Genomic DNA, 17,244 nt, shown 5'->3' with positions numbered 1-17,244 from the left:
GAGACCCCTGTGAACACCTGATGCGCGAGAACCGTCCGACTGAGCATGATCGCCACATCCGGATCATGCCACCCACCAGCAAGAACACATCACCCGCTATCACGCACCAGCTCGTAAGGACAACAACGTCTGGCTGATGCAACGCAGAGCCGAACACGCAGCCCTCACAAAGCTGCTGGACACCCTCCGCCCTCATTCCCGATGTCGCCGACCTGCCCCAAGGGCGGTAGCTCCGGCCCCATCCTCGTGCTGTTCCGAGAGTGCACGGGCACATGACCCCGCCTGCACTGACAGTGCGCTGGCCCGCCCACCTCCGCGCCACACTGAACACCGGCCGGAACTTGCGGTACCCAGCTCCCGGGCACGGTTTATCTGTGAGCCCTTTCCATTCTCACGTTGATGCGCGGTGAAGGATGAGGAGGGCCTTGACAGGTCGGTGATGCGGTTGGTGTTGCAGCGGAGCCTTCGCAGGACTCGCCAGCCCTTGAGGGACTCGGGCATCTCAGTGAATCAGGCGACAGGTGCGCAGGGCTGACGATTCGAGGGCCTTCCACTGCGGCACCATGAGCGGCCGTTAGCGACGAGGAACTCAGGACCATACTGGAAACGGCAGGAGTGCAGAAAGCTCATGAGTGTCTCCGGACCCAAGCCCGATCGGGTGGCCTACAACGCCGACGGCGACCCCACGGACCCCGCGGGTCCCACCGGCCGGCTGACCACCTGGCTTGCTGGCACCTCGCTGGGCGAGGTGCCGCCTTCCGTGCGCGAGCGCGCCAAGCACCTGCTGCTCGACGGCATCGCCTGTGCCCTGGTCGGAGCCAGGCTCCCCGTCTCCCGCAAGGGCGTCGAGGGGGTCACCGCGCTGGACAACGCCGGAAGCGCCATGCTGATCGGTTGGGGAGTCCGCACGACCAGCGCGCCGTCGGCGGCGATGCTCAACTCCAGCTTCATCCAGGGCTTCGAACTCGACGACTACCACCCGCTCGCCCCGTTGCACAGCAATGCGCTGGTCGTGCCGGCCATGCTCGCGGCGGTCCCGCACGTCGGCGAGGTGTCAGGGTCCCGCTTCCTGCTCGGCGCGATCCTCGGCTATGAGACGGGGCCACGGGTGGGCATGGCCCTGGGGGGCCTGGAGATGATCTCCCGCGGCTGGCATTCGGGTGTGGTCTTTGGTACCCACAGCGCCGCGGTGTCTGCTGGGACGCTCTATGGGCTGAACGCCGCCGGATTCGAGGACGCCCTTGGAATGGCCGCCACCCAGTCGTGCGGCCTGATGTCGGCGCAGTTCGATTCGATGGTCAAGCGGATGCAGCACGGCTTCGCCGCGCGCAACGGCCTGACCGCGGCCGCGCTCGCGGCGTCGGGTTACGTCGGTATCAAGCGGGTCTTCGAGCGGGAGTACGGCGGCTTCCTGTCCACCTTCGGAGAGGGGCACAGGCCCGACGCCAGACAGATCACCGCGGGCCTGGGCGTGGTCTGGGAGACCGAGCGCATCGCGGTGAAGGCGTACGCCGCCATGGGCCTGCTGCACGCCGCCATCGACGCTGCCCTTCACCTGCGGTCGGAGCATAAGCTGACGGCCGACCAGGTCGAACGGATCGAGATCGACCTGCCGGAAGCCGCCTATGGACACGGAGGATGGCGGGCGGTCCGCCCGCTCGAGCCGATTGGCGCCCAGATGAACGTGGCCTACACGGTGGCGGTGGCGCTCATCGACGGGGACGTGCTCATCGACCAGTTCGCCGAGGGGCGGATCAACCGCGACGACGTGTGGAACCTGATCGACCGCACGGAAACACGCCACGAACAGGCGTACGACCGGCTCCCGGTCGATGAAAGGCTCACTACACGGTTGCGTCTGACCCTGAAAGACGGTGGGGTGTGCGAAGCGGTCGTCCGGCACCCCCGCGGCACCGGCGACCGCCTCCTGACCAACGCGGAGATCGTCGACAAATACCGCAGCCTGACTCACTCCGTGGTCTCCCCGGGCCGCCAGGCCGCCATCGAGAGCGCAGTTCTCGGCCTCGAAGCCCTCGACGACATCTCCCAGCTGACCGCCCTGCTCACCCCCGCCGTGCGGCCCGCTCTGGATGAGATGGGACTGTAAATCGTTCGGTGTAACTCCTGATCATGGAAGAAGCATCGATGACCAGTGAGAGGGACTGAATGGGTGGGGTAGATCGGACAGGTCAGCTGAATGACCGGCCGGCACTTCGAGGACTGAAACGGGGCTGGCCCGCACCGGCCCGGTGTGGGCCGGGGAGCGGCCGCCCTCGCCGTGGGCCCCCAGCTGACGCGATCAGAATCTATCGACTTCTACGACAGCCTCCGCGAAGGCCTGCGGAGCCTCCTGTGGAAGGTTGTGTCCGGTGTTAAGGATCCGGTGCGCGTATTTTCCTGTGAACTTCTTGCGATAAGTCGATCCGTTCCCTGGAGGCGTAAATGGATCGTGCGCTCCGTCAATGGTGATCGTCGGCACATCGATTGCCGGTGCCGCAGCGAGGCGCTTTTCCATGGTGTCGTACCGGCGCTCACCCTTTGCGAGACCTAGTCGCCAGCGGTAATTGTCGATGACGATGCTGACGTAATCCGGGTTATGGAAAGCCGCAGCCGTGCGGTCGAAGGTCGCTTCGTTGAAATTCCATGTCGGGGAATTGAATCGCCACACCTGTCTGGCCAAATCGTTTCGGTACTTTTCGAGGCCGAGTACACCCCTTTCGGTGGCGAAGTAGTATTGATACCACCATGCCCATTCACTCTTCGGTGGTGACGGCATCTTGTTGGCTTCGACGTTTACGATCAGGTAGCCGGTTGCGGAAACCAGCGCCTTGCAACGCTCGGGCCAGAGAGCCGCTATGATGCCGCCCGTCCGTGAGCCCCAATCATAACCGGCGAGAATGGCCCTATCGATCCTGATGGCGTCCATCAGGGCGATGATGTCGGCAGCGAACGCCGATTGCTGGGCGTTCCTGGGCGTTTCGCTTGAAAGGAATCGTGTTGTTCCATGGCCTCTTAGATAAGGGATGACCACCCTGTATCCCTTAGCTGCGAGCAAAGGTGTGACCGCGGCGTAGCTGTGAATGTCGTAGGGCCAGCCGTGCAGAAGTATGACCGCCTGCCCGTTCACAGGTCCGGCCTCGACGTACCCCACACTCAGATCTCCGGCATGGATCTGCTTCACCGGACCAAAGGTTGTACGCGGCACAGGATCAACTGCGGAATAGGCATCAGGGCCTTCCGATTCGGACTGTGTGTGCGCACCACCAGCCATACCGAACTGGGCTGCCGCAGCCGCGACTGAGGCGCCAAGGAAGTGGCGACGACTGTGCAGGGGCCCGGACATATCCACCGGCGAATCTCCTTGTTGAGGCTGCGGCTGGCCTGGCAGCGAATGGGTCGAAATTCTCATTCGTCCGACGGGTGCACTGGGGGACCTTCGTCGGTGCAGCCGTCGGCGTTGACGCTTCTCCTCAGCCATGCAACACCCGCTCGCAGTGACGGCGCATCACGAATTGCTCCACCGGAGTGATTCGAGCACCCGACGCGATTTTCGCCGTCTTGGCGTGCACAGATCGCCAAAATTGGGCTCTCTGTTTGTTTCACGTTCCATCGGTGGCACACGAAAACCAGGGAGATGAATTCTTCGAAACGTTTCCTTGGCCTGCATGATGTCCCCTTCGATCCTCGATCGTCCGTCGCCGATTACATCAGGCCCGACCGACCTCCGTATGGGGTAAGCACCATGACGTACGGAATTATTGGAAATCCGGTCACGCCACAGTCGAGATGACCGTCCGCTTCGCGATCTGGGACCAGATCACCCAAGCTGCCAGCCGGCCCACCACGGCCTGACCACAGGCCCGGACCGCAAGTCCACCATGCCCCAACGCGCCGTCAGGCACCGACGTACTCAACAACTTGACAGCGCCCGGACGGGAACAGCGGGGCTGCGGGACGGGTGTGGTCGTCGTCGAATGGGCCCGAGACGTCCTCAATGAACCATCGCAGCATGCGGTCGGCGCCGTTGAGCAGCGGCACCATCCGCTCGCGCGGGCCTGAGCCGCGGGTTCCCTTGCCGTAGCGGATGTGGAGCTTGCTGAAGCGGCCCAGGTCCCACTGGTCGTCCGGGTCAGGAATCTCGGCCTGAGTCAGCCGTGCTGGTGTTGGACGAGCGCGGGCGGTGTCCTGCTCATGTACCAACCCTCGACGCGGGGTCCGACGAGGTCGGACGGCCAGCCTGCGGTCTCGACGGCGGCATCGTAGACGGCGTCCCCGAACGCCACAATGGCCTGGTGCGGGTCCGCTGTCTCCCTGAGCTCGGCCCACGGCAGACGAACCAGACCGGCGTCGGGATGCCAGGCGGCGCCCTCAACACCCCAGGATCGACCCTCGAGACCGTCCGGCTGGGGCCAGATGTACGCGTACATGCCGACGTTCGGCGCCTTGGCATCCCCGAAGGAGAATCCCACCGACACGTACGTGTCGAGCTGGGCGTTCTGCATGAACGGCGGCTGGTGGGGCGGCGGCACGGTGGGCTGCGCCCGGAAACGCGTGGCGGACAGGTCGAAGCCGCCCCACATCACACCGACCCGGGGGCGGTGTCCCAGGAAGGGGGCCTGCCACGCCTCCAGCCCGTCAGCGGCGAGGTTCAACGCTGTCCAGATCAGCCGGGCCGAGTGGCCATCCCAGGTGCGTTCGACGTGATCGGCCTCGAAGCGCGGCGGGGCATCCGGAATCTCACAGATCAACGAGCTGCGCGGTCGGTGTATGCCGAGCTCGTCTGCCGCATCGCAGAAGGACGCATAGAACATGGCGACTGATCCCTTGGACAACGGCACCGTCCGCGAGCCATTGTCGGCCTCGATGACCACGTCACCGTCGAGCAGGCTGTAGTGCACCGCGAAGGTCACGCCTCGCTGCCGAAGGGTTGGCGTACTGAGCCCCCGGGGGGTGACATCGAGGACGATGTTTCCCCAGCCGACTTCGAAGGGCTCGTCGAGGGTGTATTTCCCTGCGACCTGTACCACCCGGTTCACGTAGTCGACCATGGGTGCCAGGTCCTCGTAGACCAGCGTCGGCCACGCATTGAGACGTTCGCTCACAGAGAGCCTCCCAGCGTGTCGACGGGATGAGCGGGAGGGGACGTCAGGTGCCGTGCCCGCTCCGGTACCCAATTCTCACACGCAGGTCAGGGTCCTGCCCGTTCGGTGGCGCCGGGCGTCCGACGTGCTGGGCCGGCAGCCGCGCATCTTGCACGGTGACCACGCCGGATCGTCACGTACGGCTCGACCTTGGATATCTGCGGCGTGACCAGGACCTTTCACCAGGAGCACCCCGGTGCTGCCCTGGCAAGCCCCCCCAGTGTGGAAGACGTCTGCCTGTTCCAGCTCGTGCCGCCAGGTTCACGTCGAAGCGTCGTGCGGGGTCTCACCAAGCGCGTGCATGACTTTGATCTGTGCTTGGTCGCGTTGGGCTGCCAGCGTGTCGATCAGCACATCGCTGACGGCTTGCTGGGAGAGAAGTCTGACGGTGGGTTCGTCGAATGTGGGGGTACCGAGGTCGTCCCACAGGCTCTGCAGGCTGGGGCCGAGGTGTTCCAGGAAGTGGGGCAGGCCGCCGGGGCCGCCGCCGAGGGCGAAGGTGCGGAAGGGGCCTGCGACGGCCCGGCGCTGGTAGGTGTCCAGGGTGGTCCCGGCCGGGGCAGGTGTGGTGTTCATGGCGGTTCCCGGTGGGGTGGGGGTGGTTCAGCGATTGAGGTAGTTGTGGACGACTTCGGGGGGTGCGAGAGTGAGGTCGGTGAGGACGTGGCGGGCGGAGAGGATTTCCAGGACGGGCAGGTCGGCCAGGGGGGCCATCGCGTGCTGGAAGAGCTGGAGCCGGGCGGGCCCGGTCCAGGCGCCTTTGACGGTGATGTCGGTGATCTGGGTGCGGACGAGTTCGCAGATGCGTGGTCTGCCGTCGTATCCAGGCAGGAGTTTCAGCATGAAGGTCGGGGCGCAGATCTCCTCGCGTGCTTGGTTCGCCTCCACCGGGGAGTGTTTGTAGCCCATGGTTGCGGTGGCCACCCGTAGTGAGCCGTAGTCGAGTGTGCCGACCAGGGTGCCGGAGTCGACGGTGAGTGTGGGGGTGCCGAGTTTCTTGGGGAAGGCGCCGATCTCGCGGCCGCTTGCGATGGCGGGGAAGCCGTTCACGTACATCGCGAGGTTGTATTCGCCGCGCTCGCCTTCGTAGTCGACGAAGAGGACCTGGTCGGCCTCGGTGTAGTCGCCCAGTCCGGTGGTGTCAGGCATCCGTATGACCTCGAAGCGCACGGTCGGTTCGCCGACTTCAAGGGGCGCGGGGACCAGGCGGTCCAGTGTCTGGGGGTCGGTGCGGTAGGTGATGGTGAGGTACTCCCGGTCGGTGAAGCGGTAGGGGCCGGGAGGGAAGGCCGGGGCGTCCAGCGGGGTGGTGAGTTGTTGTCGCACGTCTTGGATGCGCATGGTCGGACCTGGGTTCTGCGTGGTGTGTGAATCGGTGGTGCTGCCCGGCCGCGAGGCGAGCCGGCCGCGCGGGCTGCGGCGGGTGCGCGCCACGAGTGCCTGCCGGGGGGCCGCGGTCAGCGGCCTTCCCAGTGGGGTGGGCGCTTTTCGGCGAAGGTGTGTGCTCCTTCCTGTGCGTCGTGGGAGGCGAGGACTGGTGCGACGAGCTGGTCCTGTTGGCGGAAGGCGTCCCGGTCGCCGTATGCGGTCCGCTCGTTGACCGCGCGTTTGACGGCGGCGATGGACAGCGGGGCGTTGCGCGCGATGCGGTGGGCGAGTTCCAGGGCCTTGTTGAGGGCCTGGCCGGGTGGGGTGAGGTGGTTGACGAGGCCGAGCTGTTCGGCTCGTGCGGCGGACAGGGGGTCGCCGGTGAGGAGGATTTCCAGGGCGATGTTGCGGGGTATGCGTTCGGGCAGGCGCACGATGCCCCCCCCTCAGGGGGGACGAGGCCGAAGGTGACCTCGGTGAGGCCGAAGGTGGCGTCCTGGGCGGCCACGATCAGATCGCAGGCGAGTGCCATCTCGGAGCCGCCGCCCAGTGCCCAGCCCTCGACGGCCGCGATGAGGGGGGTGCGGGGCTGGGAGCGGGTGAGGCCTGCGGAAGCCCCGCCCGGGTAGGACGGGGGTGTCTCCGGCCGTGTACGCCTTGAGATCCTTGCCTGCGCTGAAGGTGCCGCCGGCGCCGGTGAGCACGCCGACTACCAGGTCATCATGGGCGTCGAGTTGGTCGAACGCGTCGGCCAACGCCCGTGCGGTGGCGCCGTCCACGGCGTTGCGCACCTTCGGCCGGTCGATGGTGATCACGAGGACGCCCTCGTGTTCTTCGGTGCGCACCGTGGGGGCATCGGAGGTGGGTGTGGTGGGCATGGTGCTGATTCCCTGTCTTCCCCGTGCGGGATGGGACGTTGGCCGCTGAGGACGGATGGCTCCTCGGGAGCTCGTCGTCTGGTGCCGGGTGCTGCTGGCTCCGGATCACTGCGAGCGCGGAATCGCTTGGGCGGTCCGCAGGGATTCGATGTCGTCGGCGTCGAGGCCGAGTTCCGCAAGGACGGCTTCGGTGTGTTCACCCAGGTCGGGTGCCGGGCGTGGGGGGACCTTCTGTTCCTGGTCCAAGTGGACGGGGCTGTTGACGGTCAGGTGTGGCTCGCTGCTGCCGTCGTCGATCGGCACGAGGATCTGGTTGGCCAGGAGTTGGGGGTCGTGGGCGCATTCTTGGAGTGTCTGGACGACTCCGTAGGTGAGGCCGGCGGCGTCGAGTACCTCGCGCCATTCGGCCAGGGGGCGGGTGGCGAACCGCTTGTCCAGCAGGTCGACGATCTCGGAGGCGTGGGCGCGGCGGTCGGCGGTGTCGTGGAAGCGGGGGTCCTCGGCGGCTTCGGGGTGGCCGATGGCCCGCAGGAAGAGGGGACTTGCTTGTCTTCGTTGGCGAAGGCGAGCAGGATCCAGCGGTCGTCCGCGGTGCGGTACGCGTTGGCCAGGGCGTTTGGTGGGTCGGAGCGGTCGAGGGGGCGGGGGGGTTTTCGGGGGTCGAGGAACATCGGAACGAAAACCGGCGCTAAGCCTGCCCGGCCTCGCTGAGGGCTTTGACCTGGGCTTCTGCGAGGATGAACCTTCGGCAGTCGTATTGATCGACTGTTTGGAGGTCCGGGGTGCCGGTCGAGTTTTTAACGGATGAGCAGGCTGCCGCGTACGCGGCGTATCACGGGGCGTCGTCCCGTACGGAGCTGGAGCGCTTCTTTTTCCTGGACGACGCGGACCGGGAGCTGATCGAGTCCAAGAGGCGGGCCCACAACCGCTTGGGGCAGCCGCGGATCGTGGAGTGTGACCGCTCCCGCCCGTCGCTCCGCAGGTGGGCGGTGTACTCCTCGACGTCCGTAGGGCGCCACGTCCACGGCCACTCACTGGTGAAGCGCTGGAACCGCCGTACCACCAGGAGCCGGTCCGCGATCGTGTCCTTGCTCAGATTCCGGGCCAGCTGCTGATCGCGCCACCCCGCCAGCATGCCCTCGAAGACCTGGGTCTCCGGGTGCAGCAGCGGAGCGCCGCCCACGATAAACACGGACGGTGCCGCCCCCGGCACATTCCAAGAGGAACCGCCCACGCCAACCCCCAACACGCCGCGAGAAGGGCGAATGAATCGTTCATTGGATGAGAACGAGCGGGGTTGCCGCAGGTCACGCGGGCGGGGCCGACCTGTGGTCAGGGCAGGTCGTCGGCGCGTCCGGGCTGTGAGCAGCCGACGCCTGCCTGCTCAGGCGCCCCTACCAGCCAGGGGCGAGTCCTCTCACCTGATGCAATTCACGGCACTTTCGCCGTAGAGCAGCGAAAACTTCAGGCTGTCAGCCGCGCTGTCCTCCGCCCGCCCCCAGCGCCCCGTACTCACTTGGCGGCGCGTCGCGCATGTGCCCACCAACGGCTTCTATGTCGTGCCCAGTGACCCTGACTTTGGGTCGGATCTGGTAATCAACCCAGGCCGCCCGTCGGACAGCCGGTCTGGGCTCTACACGGTGATTTTCGACGCAGGCGAGTTCTGCGCGACGACGGTCTCGACGTCACGGAGTGGGCTGGCTACCCGATCCTGGCGGACGCTCGCGAGCTGCGGATGGCGACCTATGCCGCGCAGCATGCGGCGAGCAACATCGAGTGGATCGGGCAGTCCCAGCACCGAGTCGACTGCCACCGCGACGACGACCTTCATCTGCCGCAGATCCATCATCCGCTCCCGGTCGAACAGCGCTCCGTCCAATACAGAGACGACGATCTCCGATTCTTGCTGCGTCGTATGCGGACGACGTCGTCGTCCGGGGCCGGCTCATGCTCCTTCAGGCACGCGCTCCGGCACCTTCGGACGCGGACCGGCGGGATCCTTCAGGCGCGGACGAGCGGGGTGTCGACCAGATGCTCGGCCAGGAACCAGGCCTGCATTTCACCGGTCCTGATCACCTGTGAGACCAGGAGATCGTTGGTGCCGTCGTCACCCAGCTCACCGGTCCGGGCGGCGGCGTCGTGGGCCTCGACGAGGATGATCTCGTGGGCTTCCAGTAGTCGTGACAGCATCGCCGGCACTTCCTCCACTCCGTCCGGAGGCCGCGGGATCGATGTGATCTCCGCGACGTGCCTGGGGTCGCCCACCGCGACGCCGCCCAGGGACTGGACGCGTTCGGCGATGGTGTCGACGAGTTCGAGCTGTTCCCCCGCGTGCTTGTCCAGGACCAGGTGCAGTTGGTAGAAGGTCGCGCCGCGCATCAGCCAGTGATGCTTCTTGTAGAGGCCGAAGAGGATCTGAGTGTCCGCCAGGACCTTGTTCAGGCGCTGGCAGGAGTACATCCGCGCCTCGTAGGACAGACCGATCGGGAACTGCTTGACGGTGCCGAACTCCTGGATCACCTCGCCCCTCTGGTGCAGCCACGGCTGGCTGCTGCTCACGGGCTTGGTACTGGTGGTCATGGTCCGCCTCCTGTGGTGCCTTGCTGTACGTACCCGAGTGACGTTAGGTGCCCCGACGCAGGGCGCATTGACCGGGAGCGCATGCGGTAGTGCCCGCCAGTGCACAGTGCACAGTGCGCGGTGTCCCGTGCCAGGCGTTCGCTCCCGGGCAAGCATCCGTGCGCTGGCGGGCAAGGGGCTTCGACCGGTCGATCTAGCCTCGGCGGGACAGCCCACGTCCGTGGAGCCGAGGAACGAGGAGAGGCAGGCATGAGCGCGAACGAGCAGGCGGATGTGGTGGTCGTCGGGCTGGGGCCGGGTGGTGAGTACGCCGCGGGCACGCTGGCCGAAGCTGGGCTGGATGTGGTGGGGATCGAGGCGGAACTCGTCGGGGGTGAGTGTCCGTACTGGGGGTGTGTGCCCAGCAAGATGATGATCCGGGCCGGGAATCTGCTCGCCGAGGCGGGCCGGGTGCCCGGCCTCGCCGGCGAAGCGGTCGTGACTCCGGACTGGGGCAGGGTTGCCGGGCGTATCCGCGATGAGGCCACCGACGACTGGAACGACAAGGTCGCCGCCGACCGTTTCGCGGACAAGGGCGGTCGGCTCGTCCGGGGGACGGGCCGTCTCTCCGGGCCGCGCCGGGTGGCGGTCGGCGACCGCACGTTCGAAGCCCGGCGCGGTGTCGTGCTGGCCACCGGCACGCGGCCCCGAATCCCCCCGGTGCCGGGCCTCGAGGGAACGCCGTACTGGACCAACAGGGATGCCATGGCGGCCAAGGAGTTGCCGGAGTCGATGGTCGTGCTCGGCGGGGGCGCCATCGGTGTCGAACTCGCCCAGGTCTTCGCCCGCTTCAAGTGCGCGGTCACGGTGATCGAGGGGCAGGACCGGCTGCTGTCGCAGGAGGAACCAGAAGCCGGGGAACTGGCCGCGAAGGTTCTGCGCGCGGACGGAGTCACCGTACTCACGGGTGCTCGGGCACGGCAGGTCGGCCATGACGGCACCGAGTTCACCGTCTGCCTTGAGGGTGACGGGGAGCCGCTTCGTGCCGAACGGCTTCTGGTCGCCACAGGGCGCCACACCGACCTGGCCGCGCTGGCGGTCGACACGGTGGGGCTGGATCCAACGGCGGGAGCCGTGAACACGGACAGGCAGATGCGGGCCGGGGAGGGTCTGTGGGCGGTCGGCGACATCACAGGCCGAGGCGCCTTCACCCATGTGTCCATGTACCAGGCGCAGATCGCCGTCCGGGACATCCTCGGACAGCCCGGTCCCGACGCCGACTACCGGGCGCTGCCCCGCGTCACCTTCACCGATCCGGAGATCGGCGCCGTCGGGTTGACGGAGCGGCAGGCGCGTGAGCGGGGGCTGCGGGTACGCACCAGTGTGCTGCCCATCGCCTTCTCCACGCGAGGCTGGATCCACGGGCCGGGCAACGAGGGGCTCATCAAGCTTGTCGAGGACGCGGACCGGGGCGTGTTGATCGGCGCGACGTCGGCGGGACCGGCGGGAGGAGAGGTGCTCTACGGACTGAACGTGGCCGTCCACGCCGAAATACCCGTCGACCGGCTCCAGCACATGATTTACACGTATCCCACCTTCCACCGGACGGTCGAGGCCGCGCTCGGAGCCCTCCGCTGAGCCGCCCCCCGATCGCCCACGCGACCCCGGCGCCCAGGCGATGGCGCACCATGCCGGGCCGCGACCCCGGCGAGCCGCACAGAGCCGCCACCTCGCTGGAGCTCCTCTTCGACCTGTGCTTCGTCATCGCGGTGGCGCAGGCGTCCAGGAGTCTGCACGAGGCGCTGACCGACGGGGAGTACGCCACCGGTGTCCTGCGCTTCACGCTGGTCTTCTTCACGATCTGGTGGGCGTGGATGAACTTCACCTGGTTCGCCTCCGCCTACGACCCGGACGACGTCCTGTACCGACTGACGGTGTTGGTCCAGATCACGGGGTCGCTCATGCTTGCCGCAGGCGTTCCCCGCGCGTTCGAGGAGGGTGATCTGCGGGTCATCACCGTCGGATACGTCGTGCTGCGCACGGCGCTGGCCGCCCTGTGGCTGCGGGCCGCATGCTCCGACCCCGCTCGGCGGCCAACCGCCCTGCGCTTCGCCGCCGGAGTGACGCTGTGTCAGATCGGCTGGGTCGGGCTGCTCGGTCTCCCGGCCTCGGCGCGGCTGCCGGGCATTGTGGTGCTGATCGTCGCCGAGGTGTCCGTCCCGGTGTGGGCACAGTCCGCCGGGATGACCCCATGGCATCCGCGCCACATTGCCGAGCGCTACGAACTCTTCACCCTCATCGTCCTCGGAGAGTCCGTCGCGGCAGCCACCGTCGCCGTCCGGGGCGCCTTCGACCGGCACCACGGCACCGGTTCGCTGTACGCCGTGGCGGCCGGTGGCCTGTTCATGGTCTACGCCATGTGGTGGCTGTACTTCGCAAGATCCGCGCACACCCTGCTTGCCACGACGCACCAGGCCCACCGCAGGAGATTCACCTGGGCCTACGGCCACTACCTGATCTTCGCTTCGGCGACCGCCGAGGGAGCCGGCCTGGCCGCGTACGCCGATCACGTCACGCGTCGCACGGACGCCTCGCCGTTGGCCGCGGGCGCGGGGGTCACCGTCCCCGCGGCCGTCTTCCTGATCACCGTCTGGGCCGTACACCTCCGGCCCCATCAAAGAACCGTGGCCGAGTGGATTCCGTATCCCGTCGCCGCGGTCGGCGTCCTGCTGGCCGCTTTCTTCCCGGCACCTGCCCTCGCCGCCGGTGCGCTGCTGGCGGTCCTCGCCGTGGTGGTCACGGTGGAACAGCGGTGAAGAAGCCCGCGGTGAAGATCTCACCCTGTGCCGGGACCAAAGGGCCGCGCGGCGGCACTCACCGTGTGATGAGTGCCGCCGCGCGGCCGCCCTACCGCCCGCCGCCTCGTCAGCTCGTCGCGCGTACCGCATCGCGGATCAGTTCGGCGACCTCCTTGGGCCGGGACACGGCCACGGCGTGCGAGGCGTCCTCGATCTCGACGATCGTCGCCCCGGCCCGCTTGGCTCCGAAGCGCTCGACCTCGGGGTTGATCGCCTGGTCCGCGCCGGCCACGAGCGCCCAGGAAGGCTTGGTCTTCCACGCGGCGGCCGAGGCCGTCTCCGTGAATGCCGAGGCGGCCAGCGGACGCTGCGCCGCCGCAAGGACCTTGGTGGCGGCGGCCGGGACGTCGGCGGCGAAAATGTCCGGGAACGCTTCGGCCTTGATGGTGACTTCGACGGCAGGCTCCGATCCCTGCGCGGGGTACGTCGCCTCCTTCAGGTTGCTGACGAGCCGCGAGAGGGGGGAAGCGGCCCTGCAACTCGCCCAGACTCTCGCCCTCTTCGGTGACGTAGGCCGCTACGTAGACCAGCCCGACGACGTTCTCCGCAGCGCCTGCCACCGAGATGATCGCACCGCCGTAGGAGTGGCCGACGAGCACCACCGGACCGTCGATCTGAGCAGCCACGGACGCGATGTATGCGGCGTCGGACGCCAGGCCGCGCAGCGGGTTCGGTGGCGCGACCACGGGGATGCTGTGGTTCTGCAGTTCCGCGATGACCCCGGTCCAACTGGCGGCGTCCGAGAGGCTCCGTGCACGAGAACAGCTGTGGGGGTGGGGTTCGTGGTCATGTTCGGGTTGTTCTCCCTGTTGTCGGGTCTTTCGGAGGTCGGCGTGGAGCGCGGTGTCAGCCGGTGTGGAGCGCGGTGCGCAGGGTGTCGGCGGCCAGCGTGATGGCGGCCTGGGCGGCGTGGGTTTCGCGGAGGGCGTTGAGCATGACGAAGTCGTGGATGATGCCCTGGAAGCGGACTGCGGTGACGGGGACGCCGGCTTCGCGCAGCTTGTTGGCGTAGGCCTCGCCTTCGTCGCGCAGGACGTCGGCCTCGCCGGTGATGACGAGGGCGGGGGGCAGGTCGGTGAGCTGTTGGGTGGTGGCGCGTAGCGGGGAGGCGGTGATCTGGGCGCGTTCCGCTTCGTCGGTTGTGTACTGGTCCCAGAACCACTGCATGCCGTCGCGGCGCAGGAAGTAGCCCTCCGCGAACTGGTGGTAGGAGCCGGTGTCGAAGCTCGCGTCGGTGACCGGGTAGAACAGCACCTGCTGGACCAGGGCGACATCGCCGCGTTCCTTGGCCATCAGGGTCAGTGCGGCGCTCATGTTGCCGCCGACGGAGTCGCCGGCGACGGCCAGCCGCGAGCCGTCCAGTTTTTTGGACGCGCCCTGCTGGACGACCCACTTCGCGACCGCGTAGTTCTGCTCGATGGCGACCGGGTAGCGGGCCTCGGGTGAGAGGTCGTATTCGGGGAAGACCACGGCGGCGTTCGCGTCGACGGCGAGTTCGCGTACGAGGCGGTCGTGGGTGTGGGCGTTGCCGAACACCCAGCCCGCGCCGTGGATGTAGAGGATCACCGGCAGGGTCCCTTCCGCGCCGGCGGGGCGCACGATGCGTGCGCGGACGCTGCCCGTCGGACCGTCCGAGACGGTGATCCATTCCTCGTCGATCTGCGGCTTGTCGATCTCGCCGGACTGCACCTCGTCAACCGCCTTACGGCCCTCGGCCGGAGGCAGGTCGAACAGGTAGGGCGGATTGGCGGTCGCTTCGGCGAAAGCAGTTGCCGCCGGCTCCAACATCGGCTCGACCGGCTCTACAACGTCGGACATGTGAGTCTCCTGAGATTCGTGTGATGTGCCAGCCCCTCCGGTGGGGCTACTCCGGGCCAGACATGGAGATCTTCTGGGCCGTCGATCAGCACGCTAAATCTCTGAAGGCGGCGGAGATTGACCGTCAATGCATCAAAGTTGACCTCGCAGCGCATGGAAACGGGACGCAGTGCACTGTCGGAGCGAATGCTGTGCACTGTCGGGACACATGGATGCTTCGGTTCGAAATAGTCTGGTGGCGAAGCAGTTGCGGGCTGCCGGAGTTGGTGTTGTGCATCGCACAGAAGGCCCACCCGGAATTCATTTCGGCTGAGCGTAGACGGATTGATTGCGTGTTCTCCCGATTCTCGCTGTCCGCCGCTGTCACCGCATTTGGAAGTCGATGTAGATGAAAATCGACGCTGTTCATGCCGCAGGAGGTTGTCGAAAGGTGTCCACGATGCCGGTCGGTGGGCTGGTTCCCAGCAACACCGACAACCCCGCGGACCTCATCGTCCGCAACGCGAAGATCCACACCAGAGACCCGGGTCGCCCGCAGGCCGAGGCAATCGCCATACGGGACGGCGCCATCACGGTCGTCGGCAACGACCAGGACGTGGCCCTCCAGTCCGCCCGGCCACGAAGGTGGTCGACGCCCTCGGCCGCCGGATGATCCCCGGCCTCAACGACTCCCACCTGCACGTCATCCGGGGTGGGCTCAACTACGTGCTGGAGCTGCGCTGGGACGGCCTACGAACGCTGCGCGAGGGCCTGGCGATGCTGCGTGAACAGGCGGCCCACACGCCGAAGGGCCAGTGGGTCCAGGGCTACGAGGCCTACGTCGTCACGGACGCGTCCGGCGGCGTCAGCCCGCAGGCGCACGAGCACGCCATCCAGCGCATGGTCCAGGGCGGCGCGATTCCGGTGACCTGGGTGCAGGTGCTTCTTGAGCTCCAGCGCGACTGGGCGCGGACGGAGACGTACGTCCCCGTTGGGGAGGTGGTGAAGGAGCACGGCGGGGCTTACGGCCTGGGCCTGGTCTACGCGCAGGCCGTCATCGGCGCCCACGCGGCCGGCTGACCCCTTCACCTGAGGAGCAGGCAGGAACGAATGGACACCGGACTGTTGGTCCTCCGACTCGTGGCGGGGCTCCTCATCGCCGGGCACGGAGTACAGAAAGTCAGTTTCCGCCTCGGCGGCAACGGCTTGGCGGGCGGAACCGAGGAGTTCCGCCACGACGGCTTCCGCGGCGGCAGGCTCACCGCGCTTGCCGCGGGCGGCAGCCAGATCGGCGCTGGTCTGTTCCTCGCGGCCGGTCTGCTCACTCCTGCGGCGGCGATGGCCGCCATGGGAGTGATGACGGTCGCCGGCACCGTCAAATGGCACAACGGGCCCTGGGTCCAGAACGACGGCTACGAGTACCCCATGGTCCTCGTCGTGGCCTCCGCGGTCCCGGCCCTCACCGGACCCGGCCGCTGGTCGGCCGACCACGTCCTTGGACTGACCCCCTGGCCCCTGTGGGTCTCGGTCGTGGCCATCGTGGTCGGCCCGGTGAGCGGACTGCTCACCCGTGTGCTGCTGCATCGTCCCTCAGTCAAGGAAGGAACAACTCAGTATGCGCAAGCTGCTGACTGACGCGGCCCGCACGCTGGCTCCGCCCAAGGGGGACAGGCATGGCCCGTTGCCGCCGCTCATGCTGATGCTGACGGTGGCGACCGGCCTGGTCGACGCCGTCAGCTATCTGGGGCTCGGACACGTCTTCGTCGCCAACATGACCGGCAACGTGGTATTCCTCGGGTTCGCCCTGGCAGGTGCCGACGGCCTGTCCGTGCTTGCCTCCGTCGTGTCGATGGCCGCGTTCCTCGTCGGCGCGCTGGCGGGAGGCCGGTTCGGCACCCGGTTCGCGGAGCACCGCGGGCGGCTGCTGACCTTCGCCACGGCGCTTCAGTCGTTGCTCGTCGCCGGGGCGGTCATCACGGCCATGGTCTCGCACGGCAACGTGACCACCGAGGTTCGTTATGTCCTGATCGTGCTTCTCGGCCTCGCCATGGGGCTGCAGAATGCGGTCGCCAGACGCCTCGGGGTCCCGGACTTGACCACGACCGTGTTGACCCTGACCCTGACGGGACTGGCCGCGGACTCCACCCCGGCGGGCGGGGCCGCACCCCGGCCGGGCCGGCGGATCCTGTCCGTACTGGCCATATTCCTCGGAGCCCTCGCCGGCGCCGTGCTTCTGGCACACACCGGACTCGTCCTGGTCCTGGTCCTGACGTTGGTGCTGCTCGTGGTGACGTCCGCGGCTGCCCACCGCCTCTCGGCCTCCGACGCCCCCTGGGTCAAGCCGCAGGCGTGAACTCGGCGCCGGCCCCGCAGGAGGGGCCGGCGCCCTCGTCAGTGAGCCTCGGGACCAGAGACGTTGCACTCCCAGTCGACGGGTACCCGCGACCGGCCCTGCGGCCACCCTCGGCCATGCCTGCACGGCACCCGTGACACCGCTGGAAGCAAGGTGTCGGTGCCCCTTACGGGTAGGGACCGACCCCGGAGTCGTCGGCGCCACCTCCGCAGACATTGAGTACCCTGACCGGCCTGGCGTCGCGACGCAGGCGCAGCCATGCAGGAGCGCAGACGCCGGCGCGGCAGGCG

The 17,244-nt window shown here is 67.6% G+C and carries 16 protein-coding genes and 3 pseudogenes; 8 read left to right on the top strand and 11 right to left on the bottom strand.

Going from position 1 to position 17,244, the window contains the following annotated elements; translation table 11 throughout:
- The first annotated feature begins 628 nt into the window (after positions 1-628).
- Positions 629-2,107 (top strand): MmgE/PrpD family protein, encoded by a 1,479-nt coding sequence (locus tag ACFVT1_RS35390; protein WP_389803306.1) that lies wholly within the window; start codon positions 629-631, stop codon positions 2,105-2,107.
- A 192-nt stretch (positions 2,108-2,299) separates the two neighbouring features.
- Here the strand turns inward: ACFVT1_RS35390 and ACFVT1_RS35385 are convergent, their stop codons facing one another.
- The 7 genes and pseudogenes from ACFVT1_RS35385 to ACFVT1_RS35355 form a co-directional block, all read right to left on the bottom strand.
- Positions 2,300-3,343, bottom strand: coding sequence for an alpha/beta fold hydrolase (locus tag ACFVT1_RS35385; protein ID WP_389803337.1), 1,044 nt, complete (start codon positions 3,341-3,343; stop codon positions 2,300-2,302).
- 805 nt (positions 3,344-4,148) lie between these two features.
- Positions 4,149-5,102 carry a DUF5996 family protein gene (locus tag ACFVT1_RS35380; RefSeq protein ID WP_389803303.1) on the bottom strand — a complete coding sequence of 318 codons (954 nt, stop codon included), beginning with the start codon at positions 5,100-5,102 and terminating at the stop codon, positions 4,149-4,151.
- A gap of 300 nt (positions 5,103-5,402) precedes the next feature.
- Positions 5,403-5,717, bottom strand: a complete 315-nt coding sequence (locus ACFVT1_RS35375) for a hypothetical protein (protein ID WP_389803301.1) — start codon at positions 5,715-5,717, stop codon at positions 5,403-5,405.
- Positions 5,718-5,744: 27 nt separating this feature from the next.
- On the bottom strand, positions 5,745-6,482 hold the full coding sequence (locus ACFVT1_RS35370) for an acetoacetate decarboxylase (protein ID WP_389803299.1): 738 nt from the start codon (positions 6,480-6,482) through the stop codon (positions 5,745-5,747).
- A gap of 116 nt (positions 6,483-6,598) precedes the next feature.
- Positions 6,599-6,943, bottom strand: coding sequence for an enoyl-CoA hydratase-related protein (locus ACFVT1_RS35365; protein ID WP_389803296.1), 345 nt, complete (start codon positions 6,941-6,943; stop codon positions 6,599-6,601).
- A 267-nt stretch (positions 6,944-7,210) separates the two neighbouring features.
- A pseudogene (locus tag ACFVT1_RS35360) lies at positions 7,211-7,387 on the bottom strand (enoyl-CoA hydratase); the annotation flags it as partial.
- Positions 7,388-7,492: 105 nt separating this feature from the next.
- Positions 7,493-7,918: a CoA transferase gene (locus ACFVT1_RS35355; RefSeq protein WP_389803334.1), complete on the bottom strand. Its 426-nt coding sequence runs from the start codon at positions 7,916-7,918 to the stop codon at positions 7,493-7,495.
- Positions 7,919-8,169: 251 nt separating this feature from the next.
- Between ACFVT1_RS35355 and ACFVT1_RS35350 the strand changes: the two are divergent.
- Positions 8,170-8,322 (top strand): annotated as a pseudogene (locus ACFVT1_RS35350) (DUF4158 domain-containing protein); the annotation flags it as partial.
- A gap of 698 nt (positions 8,323-9,020) precedes the next feature.
- Here ACFVT1_RS35350 and ACFVT1_RS35345 read toward each other — a convergent pair.
- A complete protein-coding gene (locus ACFVT1_RS35345; protein ID WP_389803294.1) occupies positions 9,021-9,266 on the bottom strand; it encodes a hypothetical protein in 246 nt (81 codons plus the stop codon).
- A 122-nt stretch (positions 9,267-9,388) separates the two neighbouring features.
- Positions 9,389-9,967 (bottom strand): Dps family protein, encoded by a 579-nt coding sequence (locus ACFVT1_RS35340; protein WP_389803291.1) that lies wholly within the window; start codon positions 9,965-9,967, stop codon positions 9,389-9,391.
- Positions 9,968-10,216: 249 nt separating this feature from the next.
- Here ACFVT1_RS35340 and ACFVT1_RS35335 point away from each other — a divergent pair, with 249 nt between their 5' ends.
- The gene (locus ACFVT1_RS35335; protein WP_389803288.1) at positions 10,217-11,584 is read left to right on the top strand and encodes a dihydrolipoyl dehydrogenase family protein; all 1,368 of its coding nucleotides are present in this window, start codon (positions 10,217-10,219) and stop codon (positions 11,582-11,584) included.
- A 50-nt stretch (positions 11,585-11,634) separates the two neighbouring features.
- Positions 11,635-12,762 (top strand): low temperature requirement protein A, encoded by a 1,128-nt coding sequence (locus tag ACFVT1_RS35330; protein WP_389803285.1) that lies wholly within the window; start codon positions 11,635-11,637, stop codon positions 12,760-12,762.
- A gap of 109 nt (positions 12,763-12,871) precedes the next feature.
- On the opposite strand, the pseudogene ACFVT1_RS35325 reads toward ACFVT1_RS35330, so the two are convergent.
- Positions 12,872-13,594: pseudogene (locus tag ACFVT1_RS35325) on the bottom strand (alpha/beta fold hydrolase).
- Positions 13,595-13,650: 56 nt separating this feature from the next.
- Positions 13,651-14,622, bottom strand: coding sequence for an alpha/beta hydrolase (locus ACFVT1_RS35320; protein ID WP_389803283.1), 972 nt, complete (start codon positions 14,620-14,622; stop codon positions 13,651-13,653).
- 430 nt (positions 14,623-15,052) lie between these two features.
- Here ACFVT1_RS35320 and ACFVT1_RS35315 point away from each other — a divergent pair, with 430 nt between their 5' ends.
- From ACFVT1_RS35315 to ACFVT1_RS35300, 4 genes are read left to right on the top strand one after another with little or no spacing between them, the layout of a single operon-like run.
- Entirely contained in the window at positions 15,053-15,274 is a 222-nt protein-coding gene (locus ACFVT1_RS35315; RefSeq protein WP_389803280.1) for a hypothetical protein, read from the top strand.
- Positions 15,271-15,681, top strand: a complete 411-nt coding sequence (locus tag ACFVT1_RS35310; protein ID WP_389803331.1) for an amidohydrolase family protein — start codon at positions 15,271-15,273, stop codon at positions 15,679-15,681. Before ACFVT1_RS35315 ends, ACFVT1_RS35310 begins: the two co-directional genes overlap by 4 nt.
- Before the next feature lie 30 nt (positions 15,682-15,711).
- Positions 15,712-16,236, top strand: coding sequence for a DoxX family protein (locus ACFVT1_RS35305; protein WP_389803278.1), 525 nt, complete (start codon positions 15,712-15,714; stop codon positions 16,234-16,236).
- Entirely contained in the window at positions 16,217-16,954 is a 738-nt protein-coding gene (locus tag ACFVT1_RS35300) for a YoaK family protein (protein WP_389803276.1), read from the top strand. Before ACFVT1_RS35305 ends, ACFVT1_RS35300 begins: the two co-directional genes overlap by 20 nt.
- Positions 16,955-17,244: the final 290 nt, after the last annotated feature.

The sequence above is a fragment of the Streptomyces sp. NPDC057963 genome, from assembly GCF_042887155.1.
GTDB lineage: Bacteria > Actinomycetota > Actinomycetes > Streptomycetales > Streptomycetaceae > Streptomyces.
Note: the sequence above shows the minus strand (reverse complement) of the source record. Positions and strands in the feature narration are given on the sequence as shown.